Origin of the sequence: Marinilabilia sp., from assembly GCF_016278715.1 — a bacterium.
In the GTDB taxonomy this organism is placed as follows: domain Bacteria; phylum Bacteroidota; class Bacteroidia; order Bacteroidales; family Marinilabiliaceae; genus Marinilabilia.
Genome location: NZ_JADQBH010000088.1, coordinates 1 through 12,367, shown reverse-complemented (window position 1 = coordinate 12,367; position 12,367 = coordinate 1). Strand labels below are relative to the sequence as shown.

Sequence of the window (12,367 nt, the reverse complement as noted above, 5' to 3'; positions counted from 1 at the left end):
GAGTCAGTAAATGAGTCGTCTTGAGAAGAAGACAATATTCTGTTTTGCAGTAATAGTATAGAAAGGCGGTTGTTTTTTGTTGGTGAAATTATAAGATGTGGAGGTGATTGGTATCTGAAATAATAAATTTTGTGTCTGATTTAGGAAGTCAGAAAAAATGATTGAACCTCACTCAATTTCATGGTCTCAAGGTTTTTACCAATATGGTTAAATTTTCTGCAACCAGTGATTATAAACGAAATTTCTCATTGACTTCTCCGGCGAATCAGCCAATTGATTCTTGAATTTTAAACAGAATTAAATACTTTTGAGGCAATCAAACGTTATACTTTTATAAAGAAGGTGTTGAGTTGTTCATGCAGAGAATTTTTTTCAGATGAAAGAAAATCAATCTTTTAGAATTTTTTCCGTTTTCATTGGGATCCTTCTTTTTGGAGGAATGGGATTGAATGCCATTCCTACCAACAAGGTTTTTTACAGTGTTAACGATATATATGGGATCTCGATAAGGGGAGCCAATTCAGTTTGTGAAGATGATAAAGGCTTTATCTGGGTTTCGTCGAAAGCAGGAGTTTACCGGTTTACCGAGGAGGACAAACGGCAATATCTTTTGCCTTATGTAACTCCTAACGTTATAAGTGTTGACTTGCTGTATAAAAACTCCAGTTTGTTTGCCTATACCAATAATGGCCAGTTTTTTAAATACGATCCATTGTATGACCGGTTTGACCTGGCTTTGGATATGAGAAGTTTGCTGAATAACAACTATTTGGTTGTTAATAATGTCATTATCGGCCCTGGTGGCACATTTTTTATTGCTACAACCTTTGGGTTGTATCGATATTCCGGGGAAAAAGGGCTTGAATTGTTAAGTGAGAATGACCGCGTAGAACACTTTGTGGAGTGGTATGATGAAGAGTTTTTTTTCCTGGGGCGCGAGGGAAGTCTCCAAATAGTGGAAGCAGCCTCGGGAAAAATCGAACATTTACACACATTCGAAAACAGGGAATCCTTACAGATGTCCATGCTTTATTTTGATAAAGAATCCGGGCAGTTGTGGATAGGAACCAATTCGGGTGATACATTTTTGTACGACATTCGATTCGACAGGCTTCTGTCGGTTCAGGTAGATAATTTTCCTAAACAGCCTGTTTTGGCCATTGAAGCCAATACAGATAGTACTATGTTGGTTGGTTTTGACGGACAGGGAGTTTGGGAGTTGAATAAAAAAGGGACAGAAGTATTAAATATTTACACGGAGGATGTGGATGATCCAAACTCCCTTGCAGGAAACGGAGTTTATGACATTTTTCTTGACAGGAAGAATCGAGTCTGGATTTGTACCTATAGCGGAGGAGTCTCATTTTACGAACAAACATCCAAAGCTGTAAAAGAGATTAAACATCAAATAAACAACCCAAATTCTCTCGTGAATAATGTGGTGAATGATGTTTATGAGGACAGTAAAAGGAATCTATGGTTTGCCACCAACAATGGTATCAGCAAATGGGATGTGAGCAAGGATCTCTGGAGTAGTTTTTATGAGAATAAATCCGGAGAAGCCAGAGTATTTCTTTCCATATTTGAAGATAACCAGGGACGAATGTGGGCCGGGACCTGGGGCTCCGGTATTTTTGTTTTCGACAGGGAGTCGGGCAAAGAAATAATGAGGTTTGGCGGGAAGTCATCCGAAGAGGCCGGTTTTGGTGAATTTATTTTCGATATCACAGACGATGATAAGGGGAATTTATGGATTGGAGGAGTGGTGGAAGAAGTGGTGCGCTATGATATTGAGACTTTTGAATTTAAGAAATACGGCTTTCATCCTGTTTATATGCTGGAGGAAATTTCTGGTGATAAGATGTTGCTGGGATGCTCCTATGGTCTGGTGTTGCTGGATATTTCAGGGGGAGGTATAGAAGTATTACTTGAAGGCTTTATAATCCATGATTTTTTGATCGACAGCGATGTGGTTTGGTGTGCAACCAGTGGAGGAGGTTTGGTCAGTTACAATCTGAATAATGATGAGGTTAATGAATTTACAGTGAAGGAAGGACTTCCGAGTAATTTTGTTAATAGTATTTCGAGTGTTGACGGGTTTTTTTGGCTTGGAACCGAAAGCGGTCTGTGTCGTTTCTCTCCGGAAACGAAAGCAGCGGTGACTTATTCATCCGTTTTATCTCTTTCAAATGCCTCTTTTAATCAGGATGCCGGAATTGTTTTGTCAACCGGGGAATTGTTGCTGGGAACCAATCAGGGGGGGCTTTTGTTTGATCCGGAAGATTTAGAGGCACAAGATGCTGATGGTGATATTTTTATTCAGGACATTATTATTTCTGGCCGAACCATCAGAGACAGTGCAGTCTTTGATTTACAAGTACCGGTGGACAGCCTGAGTAAAATTATTCTTGCGCACAACAGGAATACGCTTACATTCGAGTTGTTGCCGGTAGGAGTGTCGGAACCACAATCAAAGGTTTCCTGGAAGCTTGCCGGAATGGATGAGGACTGGAGTATACCCGCTTCGAATCGGATGCTGACCTTTGCCAACCTTCCGGGAGGGGAATATGAACTGAAAATCAGAATGCTTGACAGTTCGTTGTCTCAGGTAATTGATGAGCGTAGTCTGGCCATTGTTATAAAACCTCCTTTCTGGCGGGCATGGTGGTTTTATATTTTGTTGATTTTTATGATTGTAGGAGTGTTTTACTTTTTCTTCCGTTACCATATCAATTTGATTCAACAAATACATTCGGAGGAGAAAATTCGTTTCTTTTCCAATACAGCACATGAGTTGCGAACCTCACTGACCTTGATTAGCGGTCCCATTGAAGAGATAGGACGAGAACCGGATTTGTCGAAAAAAGGTAGGTATTATCTTGATTTGGCTAATGGTCAGATAAAAGGGCTTTTGAATGTTGCAACTCAATTGCTCGATTTTCAGAAGGTTGATAAGGGTAAAGCCCAGCTGAGACTTCAAATGGTCGATTTAGCTGCTTTTGTGGAACAGAGGATGATGATGTTCGAATCGTATGCGCAGCGAAAAAATATAACGCTCTCGTTGAATGTTAATGAAAAGGGTTTTCTTTCCGGGATTGATGTCAGCAAGATGGAGAAAGTGATAGATAATCTGCTTTCTAACGCCATAAAGTACTCCCATGAAGGAGGTAATGTTAAAATACATCTTTTTCGTAATAAGAAGAGGTGGGTGCTGAATGTTTCAGATGAGGGGATAGGCATTAGCGCTAAAGGTCAACGGCAACTTTTCAAGGAGTTTTACCGGAGCGATAATGCTGTTAATTCAGAAGTTGTTGGTTCTGGAATAGGTTTATTGATGGTTAAGAATTACGTTAAGATGCATGGCGGACGTGTTGTTTTGGATAGTAAAGAGAATGTGGGCTCTACTTTTACCGTTGAAATTCCGCTCCGTAATGTTGCAAATAGCTCTGAGAATGCGTACACAGAATTGGGTTCTTCCGCCGATATAGAAATTCCCATCCATGAAACATCCATTCCGGAGGTGGATGAAAGTGAAGAGTTGGTAGGTAAATTGAATATTTTGGTGGTGGAAGACAATGATAAATTGAGAGAATTTCTTCAGGTTTCGTTAAGAGACGAGTTTAATGTACTTTTGGCGGCCAATGGGAATGAGGCTTTTGAAACGGCAAGGGAGAATATTCCGGATATGGTGGTGTCTGATATTATGATGCCGGAGATGGATGGATTTGAACTATGCAAATTGCTGAAGAGCACTTATGAAACATCGCATATTCCTGTGATTCTGTTAACGGCACTTACCGATAAAGCTCTTCAATTGCAGGGGCTTGGATTGGGTGCGGATGCCTATTTGACTAAGCCTTTTGATGTCTCCTTGTTGTTGGGGCGAATTAAATCGATACTCACCAACCGAAGAATTGTAAGGGAGAAAGCTATGAAGTTGATGGATAATGACCGAACCGCTCCCTTGACCGAAAATGAGCTGAACGATTTATTTGTTAAGAAAGCTTATGAAGTAGTAAAAAACAATATCTCGAATTCTGCATTTGGAAAATCAGAATTTGCTGCTGAGTTAAATGTAAGTTCTTCATTGCTTTACAAGAAAATGAAAGCCCTGACAGACCAATCACCTTCCGATTTTATTCGAACAGTCAGGCTACATTATTCACGAGAGCTTCTTAAAACAGGGGACTACTCAGTTACAGAAGTCAGTGAGAAATGCGGTTTTGCCAGTGTTTCCTATTTTAGCACCGTGTTTAAGAGTTTTTATCGAAAATCTCCTACCGAGTTTCTGGGTACTGAATAGGAAAAACGCAGGGTGCAAGGAGCATGGAGCCTTTCCTTACATTATATCTTTATGTTGGTTATGTGGTTCAAGTTTGTTAATCTAACCGAGGTGATATTCTGTTTTTTGTGCTGATTATATCACTTTTAACCCTAATTCCAGGCAATGTGCAATTGCGAGTGAATCCACTTTCTTACTTCGGCTTTCGAGAAACTAACAGCTAATCTGCGTTCTCTTATATGCCCTATATGGTTCACCAATGTTCTTCTTCTGTGGTTAAAATTCTTTAATCTCCAGACAGTTGTTTCTTTCCTCCTGTCCAAAAGTTGACAAAATTACTTAAAGGTGTAAAAAAATGAATTACTTTTTTGTAAATGGTTAAAGTCTTTCATGCCGTTTTTGTGAAAAAGTACTTCTATTGTTAATTCTTTTCATTGATTGTTTTCCCGAGTGTTTTCAGCTACTTCATTTTAGATTTCAGATAAAATTAAGGTTTTAGAAATCCTCTAAATCAGGTATTAAGGGCTTTATGTGTCTGAAATTTAAAGCTAAAAATCACACTTTCCAATTTCTCAGAGGAGGTTGAGTTTAAGTTAGTGAATTTATGAAAAACATTGTTTAAGTTGCTGAAAATCAGTCTAAAAATAATTTTATCTTAAATTTAAAATTGTATATCTCAAATTAGAACGGTTGAAGGAGGGTGTCTCTTACTTTTGTTGTGAAATGTTTTCAAATGTTAATGACTGGAGATTTAAAAGTATAGAACAGAACAGATTTATAATGATTGCGAAATAACAAGAAATAACAAAAAGTTTAACCTAAAAAATAGACCATGAAAAAACAAAGCAGATCTGATAGCAAACCTGAAGATCATTTATTCTGGAATTTGGACCCTTTGCCGGGTGCTACCGGGGTGAATCAGGTAAGTTGGAAAAACTAAATTGTAAATGAAAATAAACCAAAATTACAATGAAAAAAAGTGATGAAAATGTGTGTCAGGCAAATCCCCTATCATTAAGCCGGTTGGGCTTTAAACTGCGGGGTTTGTTATTCCTGATGATGTTTTGTTTAAGTTTTGCCGTATTCTCCCAGGATATGAAAACCGTTAGTGGAGTTGTTCTGGATGATGGAGGTCAAACAGTTCCGGGTGCCACAGTAGTGGTAAAGGGAAGTACTGCTTATGGTACCATTACTGATATTGATGGACGATTTACACTTAACATTCCTGAAGAGGAAAATGTGATTGTTGTTTCTTTTATTGGTCTGAAGGCACAGGAAATTGATGTTAGTGCCCAAACCAATGTCACCGTAAATCTGGAGAGTGATTCTATCGCTCTTGACGATGTGGTGGTAGTTGGTTATGGCCAACAGAAGAAAGCAAGTATTGTTGGTTCGATTACCCAAACAACCGGAGAGGTGTTGCAACGCTCGGGTGGTACATCAAGTGTTGGAGCTGCCCTTACCGGTAATCTTCCCGGTGTAATTACCATGTCCAGTTCAGGAATGCCCGGCGAAGAAGACCCTGAGATTTTAATTCGTTCCGCCAGTTCTTGGAACAATAGTTCGCCTCTTGTTCTGGTAGATGGAATTGAGCGTTCGTTAAGTAGCGTGGACATTAATTCTGTTGAGAATATCTCAGTATTGAAAGATGCCTCAGCAACGGCTGTGTATGGAGTAAAAGGGGCTAATGGTGTGATTCTTGTATCTACTAAACGAGGGAAAAAAGGAGCTGCTCAGGTCAGCGTTGGGGGTGATGTCACATTGAAGGCACCTTCTAAATTACCTAATAAGTTTGATTCTTATGATGCCCTTACAGCCAGGAATGAAGCCATTGAACATGAATTAGGTGTGAATCCTGATTCATGGGATTATATGACTCCTCAATCTGTTATTGAAAAGTATAGAAATCAAACATCGGTTGCTCAAAGAGAACGTTATCCGAATGTTGACTGGCAGGATGCGATATTTAAAGATTATGCCATGTCGTACAAAGCGAATTTGGGTGTTAGTGGAGGTACCGATTTTGTGAAGTATTATGCAGCAGCTGATTTCGTTCATGAAGGCGACATTTTCAAATTGTGGGATAATGGTCGTAATTATGAGTCCGGCTATGGCTATAATCGTTTGAATGTACGGAGTAATCTGGATTTTCAAATAACCAATAGTACGGTATTTAAAGTGAATATCTCAGGGTCAAATGGGGAGAAGAAATCTCCATGGGGACAGACAAATGATTCAGAATGGGCAGTTGCACAGCAGTGGGCAGGGGCTTATAATATTGCTCCCGATGTTTTCCTTCCTAAATATTCAGATGGAGCCTGGGGATACTATCCCGATATTTCTAACGTGAGTAACTCTGCAGCTAACTTGGCCGTTGCCGGTAGTATGGTCACAACAACGACCAGAATCAATACCGATTTTACTCTGGAACAGGATTTGGATTTTGTTACAGATGGATTAAATTTCAAAGGGCTCATTGCCTGGGATAACACATTCCTGGAAACGGAGAGAGGTATTAATGACTTATTTAATAATCCTCAGGAAAAATGGATTGATCCCAAAACTGGTGCGGAAACTTATAAGCTGGATTATGATGCGAATAATAAATTTGATTATAAGCAGCCTGTATTATGGAGTACTGATGCCGGAAGTGCAAGTTTGACTAAACAAAAGTTGTATTATCAGCTGCAGTTAGACTGGATGCGTAGTTTTGGTAATCACAACCTGACAGGAATGGGGGTTTTCACAAGAGAAGAGAATACTTCCCAGGATTATCAATATATTCCTATTAAGAGAGAAGACTGGGCTTTCAGGGCTACCTATGATTACAATACCAAATACTTTTTAGAAGTTAATGGTGCATATAATGGTTCTGATATGTTCGGAATCGAGAATCGTTTTGCATTTTTTAGTTCAGGAGCTGTGGGCTGGATGATTTCGGAAGAATCTTTCATGCAGTCGATTGATTTTCTGGATATGTTAAAGCTGAGGGCTTCTTATGGTGAGATTGGAGATGATGGATTTAGCCGGGATGCAGAGGCATTGGGGCTCTATAGAACTGTATGGGCTTATGGAGGCGTTACCACAATGGATTTGAATCAGGGAGAAAGCCCCTATTCATGGTATCGTGAGGCTGCTTTGGGTAATCCCGATGTACAGTGGGAAACTGTAAAGAAGCTAAACATTGGTGCAGACTATGCATTTTTTAATGGATTACTGGCAGGTAGTGTTGACGTTTTTCAGGACAAGCGTGAAAATGTTCTGATTTATGGAGTTGATCGTTCGGTTCCTTCATATTTTGGTGCTGGTCCTCCGGCAGCCAACCTGGGAGAGGTTCATGTGAATGGTTATGAAGCCGAGTTGCGATTTAACAAGGTTCTGCCAAACCGACTGAGGTTGTGGGCCAATGTTAGTTGGACCCATGCTGAAAATGAGATTATCCAAACTGAGGAGCCTATGTTGTTGCCTGATTATCAGAAGGATGCGGGTTATAGCATTGGGCAGAGCAGGTCTTACATTGATGCTGGTTTTGTTACTACTTATGATCAGTTATATGGAACTACTCCACACGATACCAATGATGAAGATAAATTGGTTGGTGACTATCAGATTATTGATTTTAACGGAGATGGAGTCATTGACAATGAAGATCAGGTTCCTTACGGTTATCCCGAATCGCCGCAAAATACTTATAACGCGACTTTAGGTTTTGAATGGAAAGGAATAAGTGGTTTTGTTCAGTTTTATGGTGTAAGTAATGTGACACGGAATGTACCGCTTAACAGTTTCGGGAGTCAGTTGAATAATGTGTATGACCTGGGCACCTGGTGGTCAGAAGATACCCCAAATGCTGATGTTGTTGTACCTCGCTGGTTGTCTACACCCAGCTACAATTCCGGAACTCAGTTCCTGTTTGACGGCTCATACGTGAGATTGAAGAATGCAGAAATTGCATATACTTTCAATAATGCCGGCTGGATAAAGCAAATTGGGTTCAATTCGTTGAAAGTTTTCGTCAACGGTAACAACCTGTGGGTATGGTCTGATATGCCTGATGATCGTGAATCGAATTTTGCCGGTGCCGGTGCTCAGGGGGCTTATCCCATGATGAGACGATACAATTTTGGAGTAAAAATAACATTGTAAAATATGATTGAAATGAAAGAGTTATATAAAACACTTTTGTGGGGAAGCATATTGTTCGTAATGCTGTTTAGTATTACCTCATGTGAAGACTACCTGGAGAAAGAAGAAGAGGCATTGGTCTCAGAGGAGGTGGCGTTTAAAAATTTTATGAATTTCCAGGGTTTCATAGAGGAGATCTACAATTGTATCCCGGATAAGCAGAAATCATACTGGACTACTTCCTGGAATTGGGGCGAGGACGAGATTATGAACCCCGCTGCTGATTGGCATATGGTGAATCAGATAGATATTGGTAATTTCTGGTCCTGGCAAGCAGGCCGACTTGCACAAAATGGCAGCTGGCTGGATAAAGATAATGCTGACCCTACATCTACTGATAAATTTAATCATGCCATTTGGCCACATGCCTGGTATTCTATTCGCAAGGCCAACATGGGCTTAGCCAATCTTGATTTAATGACTGATGCCACTCAGGAGGAGAAGGACCTGATCGCTGGTCAGTTATATTTCTTCAGAGCGTGGTGGCATTTTCAGCTGATGCAGTATTTTGGTGGTTTACCTTATATAAATGAAGTGCTACCTGCCGGTGAGCAGCTCACTTTACCACGGATGACTTATCAGGAATGTGCTGATCTGGCAGGTGCTGATTTTGCCCAGGCTGCAAAATTATTACCTATTGATTGGAACAACACCAGACCTGGTAGTCAGACATCAGGTAAAAACCAATTGCGTATAAATAAAATTATGGCTCTCGGTTATCTGGGTAAAAATTATTTATGGGCTGCAAGTCCACTTATGGAACATGGAGCGCAGACAGGTGGTAGCATGACTTATAATTATAATGCAGAGTATTCTGCCAAAGCCGCGGAAGCATTTGGAGAATTGCTGAACCTTGTGGAAAGCGGACAAACCCAGTACTCGCTTGCTGAATTTAATTATGAGGATATTTACAATCATAAAGCTGCAGCAGGTGCAACCTCTAAATACAGTGATATATTTTATACAACCGGACAGAATTGGTTGATGCCAGGTTCAACAGAGGCGATTTTTCGAGGTCCTTCATCCGATGCTAATGGAAGTAACTGGGGTACGTCGAAAACCTTTGGGCCAAAAGTTCAGGGACTTGTTGAACATGATAACATCATTCACCAGCCAACTGCCAATTATGTGAATTTGTACGGAATGGCCAATGGTCTTCCTCTGGATGATCCTGCATCAGGTTTCGACCCGAATTATCCATTTCAGAATCGTGATCCACGTTTCTATCACGACATAGTATTTGATGGTTTTCAATATGTAAATGCATCAATGCCGGCCGAGATGGAACATCTCAGGTATGCCGGGTTGCATACTGGTGGCCTTATGCGCGAGCCTAGTAATGGTAGCCGTTCAGGATATTTTATTCAAAAGCTGGTGCCACATACAGCCAACAAGTATGATGGGGTTTATAACTGGTCAGGAAACCTTCATGTGTATCTGCCATATATGCGTTTGGGTGATATTTATTTGATGTATGCTGAAGCTGCAGCTGCTGCTGGTGGTGCAACGTACAGTGCTTCTAATTTTTCGAAAACAGCCGAGGGAGCTATTAATACGCTTCGCGACCGTGTAGGTGCCGGACATGTTGCTGCTACCTTTACCAGCAGCCCTGAATTGTTTCTTGATGAAGTACGCAGAGAACGTGCGGTGGAATTGTCTTTCGAAGGCTTTAGATTTAATGACCTGCGCAGGTGGTTGTTGCTCACAGAGGAGCCTTATAATATTAAGACATCTCAGGAGTTTGACCGGGTAGAAGATGTCACTTTCTTTGAGGAAAATGATCCCCGTGATGCCAGGGTTTCCAACTTTCGCGAAGAGGTTATTTTAACCCGGAAATTTGGGAAAAAACACTATTGGCTTCCGCTGAAGATTTCTGATACTTCCATGTATCCTGAATTCGAACAGAATCCCGGATGGTAATTATAAAAAGAAATGTAGTGTAATTTATCAAAGAAATAAACAATGAAACATATACAAATAAGAATCATTTTATGTGCGGCGTTTGTTTTGCTGCCTTTCTTTATGAAGGCACAGGCAACTGCAGAAAATGAAACTGATTCGACGAATATAGAAAAACAGGACTCTATGGTTCAGGTTGCCTTTCGGGAGGTCTCTAAAAATGATCTTCTGGGGGGGGTTTCTGTTGTCGATGTAGAAGACCTGCTTAAGAAAAACTATTATCTCTATAGTTTGGAGAGCATGGAGGGCTTTATTGGTGGTTGGAATGGAAATTCAATGTGGGGAATGGACGACCGGCTTGTGTTGGTTGATGGTATTCCCCGCGATGCCAATAATGTTTTGCCCAGCGAAATTGATGAAATTACTTTCCTGAAGGGTGCCTCTGCTGTGGTTTTGTATGGTAGTCGTGCCGCAAAAGGGGTGATTTACATCACCACCAAGCGCGGTAAAGCGCAGCCTCTGGAGGTTAACGTTCGGGCTAATACCGGATTTCATGTGTCCAAAAGCTATCCCAAGTATTTGGGTTCTGCTGAGTATATGAGCCTGTACAATGAGGCTTCGGTCAACGATGGTAAAAATGTCTCGTTTAGCGATGAAGATATTTATAACTTTGCATCAGGGAACAATCCATACCGTTATCCCGATGTAGATTTTTATTCTTCAGATTATCTTCAGAAAGCCTATAATCGTACAGATGTAACCACCGAATTAATAGGTGGAAATGAGCGTGCACAGTATTACAGTAATGTTGGGTATTCTCGTATGGGCAATGTTATGAACTTCGGTGAAGCAGAAAATAACTATGAGGAACGTTTGAACATTCGTGGAAATGTAGACATCAAGCTAAACGATTTTATTGATGCACATGTAAACGCCAATGCAACTTTTTATACATCAAGGGGAAACAATTATACAGATAGTGATCCTGATGATGATGAAAATGTTGATAATTATTGGACCTACGCTTCCACAATGCGGCCCAACCGTGTTTCTCCTCTTATTCCCAGAAGTTATCTTGATGAGAATGCATTGAGTGCCATGCCAATGATTGACAATAGTCTTAATATTATTGATGGAAAGTATTTTCTTGGAGGTTCGCGTGTTGCTATGACAAATGCTTTTGCCGATGTTTATGGCGGTGGGTATAATAAGAGTAACAATCGTCAGTTTCAGTTTGATACCGGTTTGGATTTCGATCTGCAAAACCTTTTACAAGGGCTTTCTTTTCATACCCAGTTTGCAGTTGACTATTCTACCGCTTACACATCTGCTTATGAAAATGAATATGCAGTTTTTGTCCCTTCATGGTATAACTACAATGGAGAGGATGTTATTGCTGAATTGACAAAAGAAGGTAATGATGAGAAATCAGGGGATCCTGTTTTTAGGGATGAAAGCTATTTCCAAACCATTGCCTTTTCAGGTTGGTTCGATTATACCACTACTATTAACAACACACATAATTTTTCTGCCATGTTGGTCGCTACCGGCTATCAGCAAACGCAATCAGAGATTTATCACAGCACAGCCAATGCTAATCTTGGTCTTCAACTGGGGTACAATCTGAAAAATAAGTATTACGCTGATCTTGGTGGAGCTTTGGTTCATTCAGCAAAATTTGCAGAAGGGAACCGTGATGCGTTTTCTCCCTCTGTGACACTTGGCTGGAGAATAGGACAGGAAGATTTTCTTTCAGGCTCTTCCGTTGTTGATGACTTGATGTTGAGCGTATCTGGAAGTGTTCTGCATACAGATATGAGTATTGATGGTTTTTATGAGTATGCAGGTAACTTTAATCAGGCAGATGGTGCATGGTGGGGATGGTATGACGGTGCTTCCGAGCAGTCAACCAATTCTCTTCAGGGAGAAAATGAAGATTTGACCTTTGTGAAGCGCAAAGAGCTTTCGGCAAATCTTAGAACTTCCTTGTGGAAAAATATG

At 40.4% G+C, this 12,367-nt stretch carries 4 protein-coding genes; all 4 read left to right on the top strand.

Annotated elements, in window-relative coordinates; translation table 11 throughout:
* Nucleotides 1-376: 376 nt before the first annotated feature.
* Nucleotides 377-4,303 (top strand): response regulator, encoded by a 3,927-nt coding sequence (locus tag QZZ43_RS05470; protein WP_291856918.1) that lies wholly within the window; start codon nucleotides 377-379, stop codon nucleotides 4,301-4,303.
* Between the two features lie 948 nt (nucleotides 4,304-5,251).
* Nucleotides 5,252-8,428, top strand: a complete 3,177-nt coding sequence (locus QZZ43_RS05465) for a TonB-dependent receptor (protein ID WP_291856917.1) — start codon at nucleotides 5,252-5,254, stop codon at nucleotides 8,426-8,428.
* A gap of 12 nt (nucleotides 8,429-8,440) precedes the next feature.
* Nucleotides 8,441-10,387 (top strand): RagB/SusD family nutrient uptake outer membrane protein, encoded by a 1,947-nt coding sequence (locus QZZ43_RS05460; protein WP_291856916.1) that lies wholly within the window; start codon nucleotides 8,441-8,443, stop codon nucleotides 10,385-10,387.
* Between the two features lie 42 nt (nucleotides 10,388-10,429).
* The coding region (locus tag QZZ43_RS05455; protein WP_291856915.1) for a TonB-dependent receptor plug domain-containing protein at nucleotides 10,430-12,367 on the top strand (1,938 nt) is incomplete at its 3' end.

Bases quoted from the DNA above. Each gene is read 5' to 3' on its own strand.
- QZZ43_RS05470 (WP_291856918.1), top strand. From the start codon at position 377: ATGAAAGAAAATCAATCTTTTAGAATTTTTTCCGTTTTCATTGGGATC.
- QZZ43_RS05465 (WP_291856917.1), top strand. From the start codon at position 5,252: ATGAAAAAAAGTGATGAAAATGTGTGTCAGGCAAATCCCCTATCATTA.
- QZZ43_RS05460 (WP_291856916.1), top strand. From the start codon at position 8,441: ATGAAAGAGTTATATAAAACACTTTTGTGGGGAAGCATATTGTTCGTA.